The organism is Amycolatopsis sp. NPDC049253, assembly GCF_040678995.1.
Classification (GTDB): domain Bacteria; phylum Actinomycetota; class Actinomycetes; order Mycobacteriales; family Pseudonocardiaceae; genus Amycolatopsis.
In genome coordinates this window covers 108,503-123,143 of the sequence record NZ_JBFAQX010000012.1, presented here as the reverse complement: position 1 = coordinate 123,143, position 14,641 = coordinate 108,503, and the positions used below count along the sequence as shown (strand labels likewise).

16 protein-coding genes are annotated in these 14,641 nt (G+C 70.8%); 8 read left to right on the top strand and 8 right to left on the bottom strand.

The genetic code is table 11. The features are described from left to right. Window positions 1-117 precede the first annotated feature (117 nt). The 3 genes from AB0K15_RS26315 (at window position 118) to AB0K15_RS26305 (ending at window position 2,990) form a co-directional block, all read left to right on the top strand. Window positions 118-1,281: a chromosome segregation protein gene (locus AB0K15_RS26315; protein ID WP_364055978.1), complete on the top strand. Its 1,164-nt coding sequence runs from the start codon at window positions 118-120 to the stop codon at window positions 1,279-1,281. A gap of 149 nt (window positions 1,282-1,430) precedes the next feature. Further along, window positions 1,431-1,880, top strand: coding sequence for a universal stress protein (locus AB0K15_RS26310; RefSeq protein WP_364055653.1), 450 nt, complete (start codon window positions 1,431-1,433; stop codon window positions 1,878-1,880). Between the two features lie 3 nt (window positions 1,881-1,883). Continuing rightward, a complete protein-coding gene (locus AB0K15_RS26305) occupies window positions 1,884-2,990 on the top strand; it encodes an adenylate/guanylate cyclase domain-containing protein (protein WP_364055650.1) in 1,107 nt (368 codons plus the stop codon). Here AB0K15_RS26305 and paaE read toward each other — a convergent pair whose 3' ends face one another. From paaE to paaZ, 6 genes are read right to left on the bottom strand one after another with little or no spacing between them, the layout of a single operon-like run. Further along, complete coding sequence (gene paaE / locus AB0K15_RS26300) at window positions 2,991-4,067, bottom strand: 1,2-phenylacetyl-CoA epoxidase subunit PaaE (RefSeq protein ID WP_364055647.1); 1,077 nt, start codon at window positions 4,065-4,067, stop codon at window positions 2,991-2,993. It lies immediately after the preceding gene. Between the two features lies 1 nt (window position 4,068). Continuing rightward, complete coding sequence (paaD, locus tag AB0K15_RS26295) at window positions 4,069-4,599, bottom strand: 1,2-phenylacetyl-CoA epoxidase subunit PaaD (protein WP_364055644.1); 531 nt, start codon at window positions 4,597-4,599, stop codon at window positions 4,069-4,071. Next, window positions 4,593-5,450: a 1,2-phenylacetyl-CoA epoxidase subunit PaaC gene (gene paaC / locus AB0K15_RS26290; protein WP_364055642.1), complete on the bottom strand. Its 858-nt coding sequence runs from the start codon at window positions 5,448-5,450 to the stop codon at window positions 4,593-4,595. The genes paaD and paaC overlap by 7 nt, the downstream gene beginning before the upstream one ends. Window positions 5,451-5,457: 7 nt before the next feature. Further along, window positions 5,458-5,742, bottom strand: coding sequence for a 1,2-phenylacetyl-CoA epoxidase subunit PaaB (gene paaB, locus AB0K15_RS26285; protein ID WP_364055639.1), 285 nt, complete (start codon window positions 5,740-5,742; stop codon window positions 5,458-5,460). Next, the gene (gene paaA, locus AB0K15_RS26280) at window positions 5,739-6,683 is read right to left on the bottom strand and encodes a 1,2-phenylacetyl-CoA epoxidase subunit PaaA (RefSeq protein WP_364055636.1); all 945 of its coding nucleotides are present in this window, start codon (window positions 6,681-6,683) and stop codon (window positions 5,739-5,741) included. The genes paaB and paaA overlap by 4 nt, the downstream gene beginning before the upstream one ends. Beyond that, window positions 6,680-8,707 (bottom strand): phenylacetic acid degradation bifunctional protein PaaZ, encoded by a 2,028-nt coding sequence (gene paaZ, locus AB0K15_RS26275; protein WP_364055633.1) that lies wholly within the window; start codon window positions 8,705-8,707, stop codon window positions 6,680-6,682. The genes paaA and paaZ overlap by 4 nt, the downstream gene beginning before the upstream one ends. Before the next feature lie 228 nt (window positions 8,708-8,935). On the opposite strand from paaZ, the gene paaI reads away from it, so the two are divergent. Genes paaI through AB0K15_RS26260 form a run of 3 tightly spaced genes read left to right on the top strand, consistent with a single transcriptional unit; the run spans window position 8,936 to window position 11,201 of the window. Then, window positions 8,936-9,331 carry a hydroxyphenylacetyl-CoA thioesterase PaaI gene (gene paaI / locus AB0K15_RS26270; protein WP_364055975.1) on the top strand — a complete coding sequence of 132 codons (396 nt, stop codon included), beginning with the start codon at window positions 8,936-8,938 and terminating at the stop codon, window positions 9,329-9,331. Further along, complete coding sequence (gene paaK, locus AB0K15_RS26265; RefSeq protein ID WP_364055630.1) at window positions 9,328-10,611, top strand: phenylacetate--CoA ligase PaaK; 1,284 nt, start codon at window positions 9,328-9,330, stop codon at window positions 10,609-10,611. Before paaI ends, paaK begins: the two co-directional genes overlap by 4 nt. Further along, window positions 10,608-11,201: a TetR/AcrR family transcriptional regulator gene (locus tag AB0K15_RS26260; RefSeq protein ID WP_364055627.1), complete on the top strand. Its 594-nt coding sequence runs from the start codon at window positions 10,608-10,610 to the stop codon at window positions 11,199-11,201. The genes paaK and AB0K15_RS26260 overlap by 4 nt, the downstream gene beginning before the upstream one ends. Before the next feature lie 56 nt (window positions 11,202-11,257). Here the strand turns inward: AB0K15_RS26260 and AB0K15_RS26255 are convergent, their stop codons facing one another. After that, window positions 11,258-11,563 carry a hypothetical protein gene (locus AB0K15_RS26255; RefSeq protein ID WP_364055624.1) on the bottom strand — a complete coding sequence of 102 codons (306 nt, stop codon included), beginning with the start codon at window positions 11,561-11,563 and terminating at the stop codon, window positions 11,258-11,260. Between the two features lie 197 nt (window positions 11,564-11,760). Between AB0K15_RS26255 and AB0K15_RS26250 the strand changes: the two genes are divergently transcribed. Beyond that, on the top strand, window positions 11,761-12,426 hold the full coding sequence (locus AB0K15_RS26250) for a helix-turn-helix domain-containing protein (protein ID WP_364055621.1): 666 nt from the start codon (window positions 11,761-11,763) through the stop codon (window positions 12,424-12,426). Here the strand turns inward: AB0K15_RS26250 and AB0K15_RS26245 are convergent. After that, the gene (locus AB0K15_RS26245; protein ID WP_364055618.1) at window positions 12,353-13,399 is read right to left on the bottom strand and encodes an AraC family transcriptional regulator; all 1,047 of its coding nucleotides are present in this window, start codon (window positions 13,397-13,399) and stop codon (window positions 12,353-12,355) included. The two genes, AB0K15_RS26250 and AB0K15_RS26245, sit on opposite strands and share 74 nt — an antisense overlap. An 81-nt stretch (window positions 13,400-13,480) precedes the next feature. Here AB0K15_RS26245 and AB0K15_RS26240 point away from each other — a divergent pair, with 81 nt between their 5' ends. Beyond that, window positions 13,481-14,569: a winged helix DNA-binding domain-containing protein gene (locus AB0K15_RS26240; protein ID WP_364055615.1), complete on the top strand. Its 1,089-nt coding sequence runs from the start codon at window positions 13,481-13,483 to the stop codon at window positions 14,567-14,569. Window positions 14,570-14,641: the final 72 nt, after the last annotated feature.

Genomic DNA, 14,641 nt, shown 5'->3' with positions numbered 1-14,641 from the left:
GGGCTACTGTGTTCGGCCGCTCGGCGCACGCTAGTCCGGACACCGTGGGTGCTCACCCGTCCGTGACCCCGTAGCGGCTACGGTAGGGCCATGAGCCTTGGCGAGGAACGGGAGCTTGTGCCGCTGGGAGCCGGCTTCGACGTGGCGAAGCGCGGGTACAGCCGAGCGCAGGTCGACGAACATCTGGAACGGCTGGACGCCGACCTGAAGATGCTCACCGGCGACCGCGACGCCGCCATCGCCCAGGCGGGTGATCTGGCCCGGCAGCTGGAGATCGCGCGCGGTGAGATCGCCGACCTGCGCGGGCAGGTCGACCGGCTGGCGCAGCCGCCGACGAGCGTCGAGGGCCTGTCCGAGCGCCTGCAGCGGATGCTGCGCCTGGCACAGGACGAGTCCGCCGACACGCGGGCGCGCGCCGAGGCCGAGGCCGGCCACATCCGCGCCAAGGCGGAGACCGACGCCAGCGCCATGCGCGCGCGGTACGAGCAGCTGCTCACCGAACTCGACCTGCGCCGCAAGGAGATGGAAGCCGAGCACCGCAAGGTCCTCGAAGACGCCCGCGCCGAGGCGAAGTCGATCACCGACAAGGCCGAAGCCGAGCGCAACAAGCTCGACGCGGAGTCCGAGGCCCGCCGCACGCAGGTCGAAGAGGACTTCGAAATCGCCATGGCCGCCCGCCGCACCGAGGCGATGCGGGTGCTGGCCGAGCAGGAGGCCGCGTCGAAGGCCGAAGCCGAGCGCCGCGTGCGCGAAGCCGCCGAGGACGCCGCCGCCATCCGCGCCAAGGTGCTGGAAGAAGAAACAGCGGCCCGCGCCGACATCGAGCGCCGCCAGCGCGAATCCGTCGCCGACGCGAACAAGCGCAAGCAGGACTCGATCACCGAGGCCAACGCCCGCCTCGCCGAAGCCGCCGACGAGGCCCGCCGCCGCGTCCGCACGGCCACCGACGAGTCGAACCGCCGCATCACGCAGGCCAACGAGCGCGTCGAGGCGCTGCGCAATGTCCGGACCAGCCTGGCCGAGCAGGTGCGCCAGGCGCGCACGGTGCTGGCGGAGGCCCACCACGTGCTCGGCGAGACCGACACGGTGGTGCCGGCGGACATCAAGGCTTCCATCGAGCCGAAGACTCCGGTCCCGGCTGCCGTTCCCGCTGGTTCGGGTTCGGGTTCGGTCGAAGGCGACGTCGAGAAGACGGTCCGCCTGCGCACGAGCGACGTCCCCAAGCCCAAGGCCCAGCCCCAGCCCGCCTCGGGCCAGGCAGGCAAACCCACCGGCGACTGACGCCCTGGTCCAGCCCACGAACGGCCGCGCCCCGAGCTGCTGAGGGGTGCGGCCGTCACCGTGTCCAGCACGGCAAGCAACTCACGAGTAACCTTCCCCCGACAAGAGGGGCGGTGGCGCCCCGATTCGGGATCGCCGGGAGGTTTCGGATGGCTGTCTATCGGACCGTGGTGGTGGGGACGGACGGGTCGGACTCGTCGTTCGCCGCGGTGGACCGGGCGGCGGGCGTGGCTGCGGATGCCGAGGCGAAGCTGGTCGTGGTGTGCGCGTACTACCCCGCCAGCAAGCACGACGTGGAGCAGGCGCAGGACGAGCTCGGCGACGAGGCCTACCAGGTCGTCGGGTCGGCGCCGGCGGAGGACACGTTGCAGAGCGCGCGCGACCGGGCCGCGAAGGCCGGGGCGAAGGACATCCAGACCATCGCCGTGAACGGTGAGCCGGTGCACGCGCTGCGCAAGGTCGTGCACGAGACGTCGGCCGACCTGCTGGTGGTGGGCAACCGCGGCCTCAACACGCTCGCCGGGCGGATCCTCGGCTCGGTGCCGGCGGAGGTGGCGCGCAAGTCCGGGGTCGACGTCCTGATCGTGCACACGACCTGACCCGTGGCCGACTCCCCTGACCTGCAGCAACGCCTCGAGAAGCTACTCCTTGGCGGCCCGCGCAAGTACACGCGCCTCGAGGTGGCCGCGAAGGCCGGTGTGCCCGAAGAACGCTCGCGCCGGCTGTGGCGCGCCCTCGGGTTCGCCGCGGCGGACGACAACGAGGTGGTCTTCACCGACGCCGACGTACAGGCCATGCGCACCGCCGACCAGCTCGTGGCGTCGGGGCTCGTCGAGCGCAACCTCGAGGTCGCCGTGACGCGCGCGCTCGGGCAGCACCTGTCACGCCTGGCCGAGTGGCAGGTGCACATGCTGTGGACGCTCATCACCGAGAATCCGGACCTCGACGACCGCCAGGTCACGCGGCTTGTGGAACGCCTGCTGCCCGAGCTGGAACAGGTGCAGAACTTCGTGTGGCGCCGCCACCTCGCCGCCTACGCCGGGCGCGCGTTCGCCACGGACGAGGACCTCGAGGCGCGGCCGCAGATCGTCGGGTTCGTCGACATGGTGGGCTACACGAAGATGACCCGCCAGGTCGACGAGGAGGAGCTCAGCCACGTGCTCGACGCGTTCGAGTCGCTGGCCGCGGGCGTGATCGCCGACCACCGCGGGCGGATCGTGAAGATGATCGGCGACGAGGTCTTCTTCGTCACCGACTCCCCCGAGTCGGGTGCCGAGATCGCGTTGGCCCTGACCGAACGCGCGTCGGCCTCCGAGGACCTGCCCGCTGTCCGCGCCGGGCTCGCATCCGGGCGCGTGCTGTCCCGCTTCGGCGACGTCTACGGCTCGGTTGTGAACCTCGCCGCGCGGCTGACGTCCGTGGCGCGGCCGGGCACGGTGCTGGTCGACCGCGAGCTGGCGGCCGCGCTCGAACCCCTGCCGGAGTACGAGCTGCGGACCCGCCGGCCCGTCGCCGTGCGCGGGTACAGCCGGCTGCGGCCCTCGGCGTTGCGGCGGGCGCAGGGCCGGCCGTCGGGGATGTTCGCGGCGGCGCAGGAACGCGCGGCCGAGGCCATGGGCCTGCCCGAGACGACCCGGGCCGCCACCGAACCGGACCGCCCCGAAGATCTCACGCTGGGTTCGGGCCGGCGCCGCCGGCGCAGGCGCTGATCAGGCGTCGTAGTCCACGGTCACGCGGTCACTCGCCGGGTGCGACTGGCACGTGAGCACGAATCCGGCATCCACCTCGGCCTTCTCCAGCGCGAAGTTGCGCCGCATGTCCACGGCGCCCTCGGTCACGCGGGCGCGGCAGGTGCCGCACACCCCGCCCTTGCACGCGAACGGCAGATCCGGCCGGAACTTCTGCGCACCGTCCAGAATGGACGATTCCTGCGGCAGGCTCATCGTGGTCGAGCGGCCGTCGAGGATCAGCGTGACCTCCGAGGCGGCGCCGGCCACCGCCGGGTCGACGTGCTTGACCGGCTCCGGCGGCACATCGTCGACGTAGAACAGTTCCTGGTGCACGCTCGCCTCCGGCACGCCCAGGGCGGTCAGCACCTCCTGCGCCCCGGTGACCATCCCGAACGGCCCGCACAGCCAGAAGTGGTCCACCGACTCCACCGGCACCAGCGAGCCGAACAGCGCGCGCAGCTTGTCGGCGTCGAGGCGGCCGGTGAACAGCTCGGCCTCGCGGGGTTCGCGCGAGAGCACGTGGATGAGCTCGAGCCGAGCCGGGTAGCGGTCCTTCAGGTCGGCCAGCTCGTCGGCGAACATGACGGTGTCCGTGCGGCGGTTGCCGTAGAGCACGGTGACGGTGGCGTCCGGCGTGGCGAGCAGCGAAGCGACGATCGACAGCACCGGCGTGATCCCGGAGCCGGCCGCGATCAGCACATGGTGACCCCCGGCGGTCAGATCCGGCGTGAAGGTCCCCGTCGGTGCGGAGACCTCGACGACGTCACCCGGGCGCACGTCCTGCACGAGCCACGACGAGAACACGCCCTCGGGCACCAGGCGCACGCCGACCCGCGGCCGCTGACCGGCGGGCGCGCAGATCGAGTACGACCGGCGCTCGTCCCGGCCGTCGACGGTGCGGCGCAAGGTCAGCGACTGGCCAGGCGCGAAGGCGAACGTCTCCGCGAGCTCCTCCGGGACGTCGAAGGTCACGGCGACCGCGTCGTCGCACAGCCGCTCGACGTCGGCCACCCGCAGGGAGTGGAAGCCGGTGCGCCGGGAAATCGTGCTGGTCAACTCAGATCTCCTTGACGTGTTCGAACGGTTCCAGGCACGCGCGGCACCGGCGCAGTGCCCGGCACGCGGTGGCGCTGAACCGCGACTGCTCTTCGGTGTCGAGCGAACCGCAGTGCGGGCACGCGATGCGCGACACCGGCGGTGACAACGTGAGCGGCACCGGTCCACTCGCGCGCCGCGGCGCCGCACCCGGCGGTGCGATACCGGCCTCGGCGAGCTTGCGGCGCCCCTCGGCCGAGATCCAGTCCGAGGTCCAGGCCGGTTCGAGCACCGTGCGGATCTCGACGTCCGAGTAGCCCGCGCCGAGCAGCGCGTGCTCCAGGTCGTCGCGCATGGTGTCCATGGCCGGGCAGCCGGTGTAGGTGGGGGTGATGGCCACCGTCACGCGACCGTCCTCTTCGGACACCGAGCGCAGCACACCCAGGTCGGCGAGGGTGAGCATCGGCAGCTCGGGATCGGTCACGGTCGCGGCCACCGCCAGTGCGGTGCTCGATGCCGGCTCCGCTGGGAAAAGCACGTCGGCGGTCACCATGTCGCGTCCGGCATCGCTCGCGCCACGCTCTGCAGCTCGGCCAGCAGGAAGCCCATCTGCTCCGTGTGGACCCCGTCGCGACCGGTCCGCCCGGACACGCCGGCCACGGCTCCCGCGGCCGGCCGCTCCAGCGTCGCCGCGGCCAGCACCTGGTCGAGGACGACGTCGAACTCCGGGCGCAAAGAAGCGGCGTCCACCAGCTCCAGCGGGTGGGTCTTGAACAGCTCGTCGACGTACGGCCACACCGCGTCGAAGCCCTCCTGCATCCGCTCGTGCGACAGCGGAGTGCCGTCGCCGAGGCGGACGACCCACTGCGCCGCGTAGTCGCGGTGGTAGGCGAGTTCCTTGACGCCCTTGGCCGCGATCGCCGCGAGCACCGGGTCGGCACTGGACTCCAGCTGCTGCAGCAACGCCAGCCGCCACGTGGAGAACACGAGCAGCCGCGCCATCAGGTGACCGAAGTGGCCTCCACCGAGCTCCGCGAGCCGGACGTTGCGGAACTCGTGCTCGGCCCGCAGGAACGCGAGCGTGTCCTCCGAGCGGTCGGTCCCGTCGGCCTTACCGGCGCGCGCCAGCAGCAGGCGGGCCTGGCCGAGCAGGTCGAGGCCGATGTTGGCGATCGCCACCTCGTCCTCGAGCTCCGGCGCGTTCGTGACCCACTCCTGGAGGCGGTGGGAGAACACCAGCACGTCGTCGCCCAGCATCAGGCAATACGCCGCCAGCGAAGCGGCGTCCACTTCCGAGGGCACCGAAGTGTCCACACCGGACAGCGGGTCGGCGAAGCCGGTGCCGAAGGCCCACCGGGCGTCGTTGTCCTCGGTGATGGCCTCGTAGACGTTGTCGAAAGACATCAAGGCCTCACATGTGCGGAACGTTGTCGGGGATGTCGTAGAAGGTCGGGTGCCGGTAGACCTTGTCGCCGCTGGGCGCGAAGAACGGGTCCTTCTCGTCCGGCGAGGACGCGGTGATGTCCGCCGCCTTCACGACCCAGATCGACACGCCCTCGTTGCGGCGTGTGTACAGGTCACGGGCGTTGTGCAGCGCCATCTGGTCGTCCGCCGCGTGCAGCGAGCCCACGTGCACGTGGTTCAGCCCGCGCTTCCCGCGCACGAACACCTCGTACAACGGCCAATCGTGCTTCACAGCGAACCTTCCTTCTTGGCAGCGTGCGCCACCGCGGCTTCACGAACCCAAGCGCCGTCGTCGTGCGCCTGCTTCCGGTGAGAGACGCGCTGCTTGTTGCACGGGCCGTTGCCCTGCAGCACGTTCTTGAACTCGTCCCAGTCGAGGGCACCGAAGTCGTAGTGCTCCCGATCGGCGTTCCAGCGCAGGTCCGGGTCCGGGAACGTGACGCCCAGCGCCTCCGCCTGCGGCACCGACATGTCGACAAAGCGCTGCCGCAGCTCGTCGTTGGTGTGCCGCTTGACCTTCCAGGCCATGGACTGGGCGGTGTTCGGCGACTCCGCGTCGGGCGGGCCGAACATCATCAGCGACGGCCACCACCAGCGGTTCACGGCCTCCTGCACCATGTCCCGCTGCTGCTGCGTGCCGCGCATCATCGTCATCAGCAGCTCGTAGCCCTGCCGCTGGTGGAACGACTCTTCCTTGCAGATCCGGATCATCGCTCGCGAGTACGGCCCGTACGAGCTGCGGCACAGCGGCACCTGGTTGCAGATCGCCGCGCCGTCGACCAGCCAGCCGATCACGCCGACGTCGGCGAAGGTCAGCGTCGGGTAGTTGAAGATCGACGAGTACTTCTGCCGGCCGGTGATCAGCTTGTCGGTGAGGTCCGCGCGGTCGGCGCCCAGCGTGGCCGCGGCCGAGTACAGGTACAGGCCGTGGCCGGCTTCGTCCTGCACCTTCGCGAGCAGGATCGCCTTGCGGCGCAACGAAGGCGCGCGTGTGATCCAGTTGCCCTCGGGCTGCATCCCGATGATCTCCGAGTGCGCGTGCTGCGCGATCTGGCGGATCATCGTCTTGCGGTAGCCCTCGGGCACCCAGTCGCGCGGCTCGATGCGCTGGTCGCGCTCGATGGTGTGCTCGAAGTGCCCGAGCAGGTCTTCCTCGGAAACGGTTGCGGTCACGGCTGCTCCTTCGAAACGAGCGTGAGCACGTCGTACTTCGCCACGGAGTCGCCGGTCTGGTTCACGACGTCGGCGTCCCAGCGGACCTCGCCGTACTCCTGGTCGATACGCGGGGTGATCTGCTTGGCGGTCAGTGTCACGGTGAGCGCGTCGCCTTCCTTGACCGGCGTGAGGAACCGCAGGTTCTCCAGGCCGTAATTGGCGAGCACCGGGCCCGGCTCCGGCGAGACGAACAGGCCCGCCGCGAACGACACCACGAGGTAGCCGTGGGCGACGATCCCGCCGAACAGCGGGTTCGCGGCCGCGGCGGCCTCGTCGGTGTGGGCGTAGAAGGTGTCGCCGGTGAACTCGGCGAAGTGGTCGATGTCGGCGCGGGTCACCGTGCGCGGGCCGGCCACCACGGAGTCACCGACGCGCAGCTCGGCCAGCGACTTGCGGAACGGGTGGTCACCCTCGACGCGCGGCGCGCCCTCGACCCACCGGCCGGTGACGGTGCCGAGCACCTTCGGGCTGGCCTGCACGGCCGTGCGCTGCATGTGGTGCAGCACGCCGCGGATGCCACCCATCTCCTCGCCACCGCCGGCACGACCGGGCCCGCCGTGCACGAGCTGCGGCATCGGCGAGCCGTGGCCCGTCGACTCCTTCGCGTCGTCGGCGTCCAGCACGAGCAGCCGGCCGTGGTAGGGCGCGACGCCCAGCACGATCGTCCGCGCGAACTCCGGGTCGCCGGTCACGATCGACCCGGCGAGGCTGCCGCCGCCGCGCGCGGCGAACTCGATGACCTGCTCGATCGAGGTGTAGGGCATCAGCGTGGACACCGGTCCGAACGCCTCGACCTCGTGCGGCTCCGAACGCTGCGGGTCGGCCTTCAGCAGCACCGGCGACAGGAACGCGCCGGTCGACTCGTCGGCTCCGACGACGTCGACGTGCTCCGGATCGCCGTAGACGACGCTGCCCGCGTCGAGCAGGGCCTTGAGCGAACGGCGGACCTCTTCCCGCTGCTCCAGGCTGGCCAGCGCGCCCATGCGCACGCCCTCGGCGGTCGGGTTGCCGACCACGACCTTCGCCAGGCGCGCGCTCGCGGCCTCGGCGACGTCGTCGAGCATCTCCGCCGGCACGAACGCGCGGCGGATCGCGGTGCACTTCTGGCCGGCCTTCACGGTCATCTCCGTGACCAGCTGTTTCACGAACAGGTCGAACTCCGGCGTGCTCGGCCGCGCGTCGGGCGCGAGGATCGAGCAGTTGAGCGAGTCGGCCTCCGCGTTGAAGCGCACGGAATTGCGCACGACCGCGGGGTGCGCGCGCAGCTTCTGCGCGGTGGACGCGGAACCGGTGAACGACACCAGGTCCTGCGCGGTCACGTGGTCGAGCAGGTCGCCGACGCTGCCGGCGATGAACTGCAGCGAGCCCTCGGGCAGGATTCCGGACTCGATGATCAGCTCGACCAGCTTCGCGGTGAGGTAGGCCGTCTGGCTCGCCGGCTTGATCAGGCTCGGCACACCGGCGAGGAACGCGGGCGCGAACTTCTCCAGCGGCCCCCACACCGGGAAGTTGAACGCGTTGATCTGGATCGCGACGCCGTGCAGCGGCGCGGCGATGTGCTGCGCGACGAAGGTGCCGCCCTTGCTCAGCGGCTCCACCGCGCCGTCGAGGTACACGGTGTCGTTGGGCAGCTCGCGCTTGCCCTTCGACGCGTAACTGAACAGGACGCCGATGCCGCCGTCGACGTCGAACTTCGAGTCACCCAGCGTGGCGCCGGTGCGCGCCGACACCGCGTAGAGCTCCTCGCGGTGCTCGCGCAGGTGCGACGCGAGGGCCTTGAGCAGGGCCGCACGCTGGTGGAACGTGAGCTCACGCAGGGCAGGACCGCCCACGCGGCGGCCGTAGTCGAGCGCGCCGGCGAAGTCGACGCCGGTCGACGAGACGCGGGCGACCTCCTCGCCGGTCGCCGCGTCGTGCAGCGGCGCACCCTCGTCCGTCGCCGTGTGCCAGCCGCCGGAGACGTAGCTGCGGAGCAAAACCATGGGGCCCGACCCTCTCGCCGTGCCGCGCGGTGAGGCACCCGCGCGGAATTACCAACCGGACGTTCAGTAATTCCATCGTAGCGGCTGCCGCCCCTGATCGGAAGTCCCGGCGCTTGACAGGGAACCTGTGGCACATCTTTACTAGCCCCGGGCCTGGATTACCGGCCATTCGGTCAGTTTCTCACGGGGAGGTCGCCCGACGTGACGGCGCGCAACGCGGCCCACGCCATGTTCGACACCGACGAGGCGTCGAAGGGCCTGGGCATCGAGCTCGTGGAAGCCGCCGACGGGCGCGCGGTCGCCACGATGAAGGTGACGGAGTCGATGGTCAACGGCCACGACATCGCCCACGGCGGCTACCTGTTCCTGCTCGCCGACTCCGCGTTCGCCCTCGCGTGCAACACCCACGGACCGGTCACCGTCGCCGCCGGGGCCGAGATCTCCTTCGTCGCGGCCGGCCGGCTCGGCGACCACCTCACCGCCACGGCCACCGAGCGCACCCGCTACGGCCGCAACGGCATCTACGACGTCACCGTGCACCGGGAGACCCCCGAAGGGCCCGAGGTCGTCGCCGAGTTCCGCGGCCGCAGCCGCGTCATCGAGAAAAGCCGGGAAACCCGATGAAAGACACCGCCGAAAAGCTCTCCGCCGACGAGCTCGCCGCCCTCCAGCTCGAGCGTCTCCAGTGGACACTGCGGCACGCGTACGCCAACGTGCCCTTCTACACCAAGAAGTTCGACGAGACAGGCGTGCACCCGGACGACTGCAAGGAGCTGGCGGACCTCGCGAAGTTCCCGTTCACCACCAAGGCGGACCTGCGCGACAACTACCCGTTCGGCATGTTCGCCGTGCCGCAGCACGACATCCGGCGCATCCACGCGTCGAGTGGCACCACCGGCAAGCCGACCGTCGTCGGCTACACCGAGGAAGACATCGACACCTGGGCGACCGTGATGGCGCGCTCGATCCGCGCGGCCGGCGGGCGCCCCGGGCACAAGGTGCACGTGGCCTACGGCTACGGCCTGTTCACCGGCGGGCTCGGCGCGCACTACGGCGCGGAAAAGCTCGGCTGCACGGTGATCCCGGCGTCGGGTGGCATGACCGCGCGCCAGGTGCAGCTGATCACCGACTTCAAGCCCGAGATCATCATGGTCACGCCGTCGTACATGCTCACGCTGCTCGACGAGTTCGAGCGCCAGGGCGTGGACCCGCGGGCCAGCTCGCTCAAGGTCGGCATCTTCGGCGCCGAGCCGTGGACCGAGCAGATGCGCGCGGAGATCGAGGAACGCTTCGCGCTCGACGCCGTGGACATCTACGGCCTGTCCGAGGTGATGGGGCCGGGTGTCGCGCAGGAGTGCGTGGAGACCAAGGACGGCCTGCACATCTGGGAGGACCACTTCTTCCCCGAGGTGATCGACCCCTTCAGCGAAGAGGTGCTGCCGTCCGGCGCGCAGGGCGAGCTGCTGTTCACGTCGCTGACGAAGCAGGCGCTGCCGATCATCCGCTACCGCACGCGCGACCTCACGCGGCTGATGCCGGGCACGGCGCGGCCCGCGTTCCGACGCATGGAGAAGGTGACCGGGCGCAGCGACGACCTCATCATCCTGCGGGGCGTCAACGTCTTCCCCACGCAGATCGAGGAGATCGTGCTGCGGACCGACGCGTTGAGCCCGCACTTCCAGCTGGTGCGTTCGACGCGGGGCCGGCTGGACCACCTGACCGTGCGGGTGGAGGCGCGGCACGACGCGTCGGCGGACGCGCGGGCCGCGGCCGCGGCGGCGTTGATCGCGGGTGTGAAGGACGGCGTCGGCGTGACGGTGGGTGTCGATGTGGTGGAGCCGGACACCTTGGAGCGTTCTGTGGGCAAGATGCGTCGCGTGATCGACGAGCGGGACAAGACGTGACGACCCCTCCGGCCCGGCGCGGGCGGCCCGGGTACGACCTGGAATCGTTGCTGCGGGTCGCGGTGAAGCTGTTCAACGAGCGCGGCTACGACGGCACCAGCATGGAAGACCTGTCACGCAAGCTGGGCATCACGAAGTCGGCGATCTACCACCACGTGCCCAGCAAGGAAGAGCTGCTGCGGCTGTCGGTGGACCGTGCGCTCGACGGGCTGTTCGAGGTCGCGGCGTCCACGGAACAGCTCGACGGCCGCGCGATCGACCGGCTGGAACACCTCGTGCGCGGCAGTGTCCTGGTGCTGGCCGACCGGCTGCCGTTCGTGACGCTGCTGCTTCGCGTGCGCGGCAACACCAAGGTGGAGCGTTCGGCGCTGGCCCGCCGGCGCGAGTTCGACCGGCTGGTGACGGATCTGGTCAAGCAGGCCGAAGCCGAGGGTGACGTGCGGCCGGACATCGATCCCGCCGTCGCCGCGCGGCTGCTGTTCGGCACGGTGAACTCGCTGATCGAGTGGTACCGGCCGCGCCGCGGCTCCTCGGGCGAGGAGCTGGCGGACGCGGTGTGCAAGATGGCGTTCGACGGCCTGCGCGCCTGAGCCGCAGCGCCTGCCGAGGTGACACTCGCCGCCGGAAAGTCCTACCCGGCGGCGATTCACTCCCCCGTCGCGGTCTCCGGTGGCCGGCGCGCCTGCCACAGCATCGCGGCGCGCAGCTGCTCGATCAGGACCTCGTCGTCCTCTTCACTCGGTTCGGCACCCAGCGGGATCCAGCGCTCGCTGACGAGCGCGCCCTCGTCGTAGTTGCTGATGACGATGCCGTCGTAGGACAAGTCCGCCGCGCACTCGTCGGGACACTCGCCCGCGCAGCAGGATTCGTCCACGCGCACCTGGCGGTGCTGCAAGCGCACGCTGACCCAGCGCCCCGCGGGCCGGGTCGTGCCACCCTCCGCATCGCTCATCTGCTCCTACCCCACGCGCCCAGCCCCCGTTCGATCCGTCGTCCGAGCGGGCGGCGAAGTTACCGACCGGTTGTTCCGGTTCAATAACGGCCCAGTTCGAGGAGTACAAATGCCGTCACGCGCAATAATGGGACACGGTCTTTACGTGCAGTAAACAACTTGTTGACAGCACGACGGAGGACGAGAAGGCTGACGAGATGAGCACCGGAACCCGGCCCACGCGGCGCCGGCTGGAACCGGCCGAGCGCAGGGCCGAGATCCTCGCGGTGGCGCGGCGCCTGTTCGGGGCCGGCAGCTACGCGTCAGTGTCCACTTCGGACATCGCGGCAGCCGCGGGGGTGGCGAGGCCCCTGATCAACCACTACTTCGGCGGCAAGCGCGAGCTGTACCTCGAGGTCGTGCGGCAGATGATGATCGTGCCCGCGCCCGTGGTCGAGTCGCTGCCCGAAGGGCCCGTGCGGCGCCGGCTGGAGGTCGGCATCGAACGCTGGATCGACGTGGTCGACCGCAACCGCGACGCGTGGCTCACCGCGATCGGCCCGGAGTCCGCCGGCCGTGATCCCGAGATCGAGCGGATCATGCTGGAGGCCGACGACGTCGCGGCCGACCGGGTGCTGGCCGGGGCCCTGATGACCGACGTCACCGAGGGCCGGGAAGAGCTGCGCGCGATGATCCGGTCGTACGGCGGGATGTTGCGCGCGGCGTCGCGCGAGTGGCTGATCCGCGGCACGCTGAACCGCGGCGAGCTGCGGACCTTCCTGGTGGAGTCGATCATGGGCCTGATCGAGGTCACCTACCCGGCCGTGCTCGCGGAGCGGAACGGCGCGCGTAAGCCGCCGGAGTCGTCCCCGTCCACCGTTTGAACGCGTAGATGAAGCTCGACGCCTCGGCGTAACCCAGGCGCAGCGCGACATCCTCGACGGACAACGCGCCGGTGTCGAGCATTTCCTCGGCGAGCGTCTGGCGGACCTCGTCCACGAGCTGGCGGTAACCCGTTCCGGCGTCGGTGAGGCGGCGGCGCAGCGTGCGCGGGCTGACGGTCAGCTGGCGCGCGATCTCGTCCATGCCGGCGTCGACGCCGCCCAGGCGCACCAGTCGTTCGCGCACGAGCTGGGAGATGCCGGACCGTTCGCGGCGGCGGGCCACAAGCGCGTCGCACTGGGCCGCGCACAGGGCCACGGTCTGCTCGTTGGCCTGGGGCAGCGGCATGGTGAGGAACGCGGGGTCGAAGCTCGCGCGGTGGCGTTCGGCGTCGAACTCCGGCTCGACGCCGAAAGTGTCCATATAGGACTTTGCCGACGACGGTGCCGGATGCCGGAACTCCAGGCCCCGCGGGGAAATCCCCGGCAGCAGGTCGCGCATCACGGTGTGGATCGCGGCGAGGTCTCTCAGCACGAGGAAACGCGAGACGTCGGCGGGTACGCGTGAATCGTCGAGCACCAGGCTGATCCCCTCCTCGTCCAGCTCCACGTGGGGGATGCAGAAGGTGAAGCTCAAGTCCAGGTAGCGCAACGCGAACAGCATCGCGTCGCGCATCGTCGGGCTGCTGATGCAGGCGAAACCGAAGATGCCGAACGTCGTCACGCGGTAGCGGCGGCCGAGTTCGAGCGCGATGTCGTCGCCGCCGGTGTGCGCGGCGACGGCTCGGACCACGGCCAGCTCCTGCCGCGCGTCCACCTGGCGGTCCGGGCCGGTCAGCGCCTCGCGCGGGGTGCCGGGCAGCAGCTTCTCGGCGGGCACGCCGTGATCCTCGGCGAACGCGAGCATGAGCAGCACGCTGGCGGTGCCGCGGGGGAAGTCCCAGTCGCGGACCGCGGGGGCTGCCAGCTCTGCCATGGCCGGAATTATGGATCAGGTCAGGTCGGCTGCGCTCGTCGAGGACGCCTTCTGTCCGCAATGCCCATTACGCTCGCGCGCATGAAGCTGAGCCTGCGAGCCCTCAACCGCGCGACCCTGGAGCGGCAGCTGCTCCTGCGCCGGACGTCGATGCCGGCGCTGGCGGCCGTCGAGCACCTCGCGGGGCTGCAGGCGCAGGCGCCGTTCCCGCCGTACTACGCGCTGTGGGCGCGGCTGCACGGCTTCAAGCCGCACGACCTGGCGCGGCTGCTCCTCGACCGGAGCGTGGCCCGGATCGTGCTCATGCGCGGCACCGTGCACCTCGTGACGGCGGCCGACGCGCTGGCCTGGCGCCCGCTCGTGCAGCCGATCATGGACCGCGACCTCCGGACGAACACCCTGCACGCGGCCCGCGTGGCCGGCCTCGACCACGGCGAGGTGGCCGCCGTGACGCGCGAGCTGCTCGCGGTCCGCCCGTACACGAGCGCACAGCTGGGCGCCGCGCTCGCCGAGAAGTGGCCCGAGCGCGAGAGCGATGCGCTGATGCACCTGGCGCGCTGCCTCCTGCCACTCGTGCAGATCCCGCCGCGCGGCGTGTGGGGCCAGGCCGGGCAGCCGACGTACCAGCTCGCGGACCACTGGCTGGCCGGCACCGAAGCCGTGTCCTCGGCCGAGCAGCTCGTGCGGCGCTACCTCGCGGCGTTCGGCCCGGCGACAGTGGCCGACGTGCAGGCGTGGTCGGGCCTGACGAAGCTCGGCGAAGTGGCCGACGGAATGGACCTGCGCACCTACGTCGACCACGCCGGCCGCGAGCTCTACGACCTGCCCGACGCGACGCTGCCCGGCGAGGACGTGCCCGCGCCGCCACGGTTGCTGGCGCCGTTCGACCAGCCGCTACTGTCCTACGCCGACCGCACGCGCGTGATCAGCGACGAGCACCGCAAGCGGGTGATCAGCCAGAACGGTCTGGTCAAGGGCACGCTGCTCGTCGGCGGGTTCGTGAAGGGCGCCTGGGAAATCAAGACCACCCGCGACACGGCCACGCTCGTGCTCATGCCGTACGAACGCCTGCCGAAGCGCGACTCGGCCGCGTTGGAGAGCTCCGGCAAACGGCTGCTGACCTGGGCCGAACCCGGCCTGCGCCACGACGTCCGGCTGCTTGCAGCGTGATCCGGCACTGTCCGGAATTCTCGATTCTCTGACCGTTCGTGTCCTTCCACCCCGGCGGACGCGTCGGTAACT

Bases quoted from the DNA above. Each gene is read 5' to 3' on its own strand.
- paaK (WP_364055630.1), top strand. From the start codon at position 9,328: ATGAAAGACACCGCCGAAAAGCTCTCCGCCGACGAGCTCGCCGCCCTC.
- paaZ (WP_364055633.1), bottom strand. From the start codon at position 8,707: ATGGTTTTGCTCCGCAGCTACGTCTCCGGCGGCTGGCACACGGCGACG.
- AB0K15_RS26255 (WP_364055624.1), bottom strand. From the start codon at position 11,563: ATGAGCGATGCGGAGGGTGGCACGACCCGGCCCGCGGGGCGCTGGGTC.
- AB0K15_RS26240 (WP_364055615.1), top strand. From the start codon at position 13,481: ATGAAGCTGAGCCTGCGAGCCCTCAACCGCGCGACCCTGGAGCGGCAG.
- paaD (WP_364055644.1), bottom strand. From the start codon at position 4,599: ATGGTGACCGCCGACGTGCTTTTCCCAGCGGAGCCGGCATCGAGCACC.
- AB0K15_RS26245 (WP_364055618.1), bottom strand. From the start codon at position 13,399: ATGGCAGAGCTGGCAGCCCCCGCGGTCCGCGACTGGGACTTCCCCCGC.
- paaI (WP_364055975.1), top strand. From the start codon at position 8,936: ATGTTCGACACCGACGAGGCGTCGAAGGGCCTGGGCATCGAGCTCGTG.
- paaC (WP_364055642.1), bottom strand. From the start codon at position 5,450: ATGTCTTTCGACAACGTCTACGAGGCCATCACCGAGGACAACGACGCC.
- AB0K15_RS26250 (WP_364055621.1), top strand. From the start codon at position 11,761: ATGAGCACCGGAACCCGGCCCACGCGGCGCCGGCTGGAACCGGCCGAG.
- AB0K15_RS26310 (WP_364055653.1), top strand. From the start codon at position 1,431: ATGGCTGTCTATCGGACCGTGGTGGTGGGGACGGACGGGTCGGACTCG.